The 1,077-nt window shown below is 30.2% G+C and carries 1 pseudogene; it reads right to left on the bottom strand.

Features of this window, described 5'->3' with window-relative positions:
• Window positions 1-710, bottom strand: a pseudogene (locus GNY06_RS00230) (hypothetical protein); the annotation flags it as partial.
• Between the last annotated feature and the right edge of the window lie 367 nt (window positions 711-1,077).

The raw sequence follows: 1,077 nt of genomic DNA, 5'->3' as shown, positions 1-1,077 counted from the left end.
TTTAAATTTGTAATAGGATCCCTTGCGGTAAGCATCCTGATTTCCTCGGGGCTTAATGGTCTAGAGTCTCCGACTACGCTTTGGTTTCCTCTGTATACGGGGATCTGTATTCCCTCAACAGGAGAAATAGGAAGTGTTCGGGCTCTACCATTTATAGTAATCGCTTCTAGATTACAATCCCGTCCATTTGCCTCTGAAGCTTCCATCGATGGCTCTGAGAAGCATCTTAAATCACGCGAGTATAGATAACCCGAAGATGAATTATTTTTTGTATCGCTGATATTAGAATTCTCAGGAACTAAAAATTTAATTTTATCGTATTTAATTTCAAAAGCTTTTTTTATTGCTTCATTTTCTACAGGATTTAACTGGTTAAATTTAACAAATTTTTCATCTTTACTTAAAGTCGCTAATACCAGTCCCTTTACGTTATGATCTTTAACCAAAGGAAAGACTAAACCTCTTTCTCCATTTTTATATTTAAGAATTTGAGATGATAATCCAAAGTCAATATCATTTCCAAACTTATTAATCCCCTTATTACTTAAATAATTTCTATAAGATTTATATACCGTTAATTTTAAATCCTTATCAAGAATTTTTTGTTGTGAAATCGCTTCTGATGTACTGATTTCGTGATTACCATCTTCTGTTCTACAAGCCTGTAAACAAAAAAGGGTTAATAATAAATAGAATAATGTTTTTTTCATAATTTGTGTTTTTTATTAAATTTTTTATATGTAAAAAATACCACTTAAATATATACATTTTAATTTAATATACCCTTTTTGTAAAAAAAATTACTTTTTATCTTGAAAATACTTTATATATATCTTTTAATGTCCTAGTAAATGGGATTGAACGGAAGCCTGAATGATGAAGAGAACTTCCATAGATCTGTCAATCACATGATTATAATATTATTCCAAAAGAAAAAAAAACTTTTGGAGTTCATTGAAATTAGAAAGCAGCATTTGACTATACGATTTTAAATTTTACTTGTTTTAAGGCTTCATTTTCTCTTTTCTTTTTTCCAACGGTGTAAACCTTGGTGATGGAATCAGTTCGGTGGCTGGC

The sequence above is a fragment of the Elizabethkingia argenteiflava genome, assembly GCF_009904105.1.
GTDB classification, from domain to species: Bacteria; Bacteroidota; Bacteroidia; order Flavobacteriales; family Weeksellaceae; genus Elizabethkingia; species Elizabethkingia argenteiflava.
Note: the sequence above shows the minus strand (reverse complement) of the source record. Positions and strands in the feature narration are given on the sequence as shown.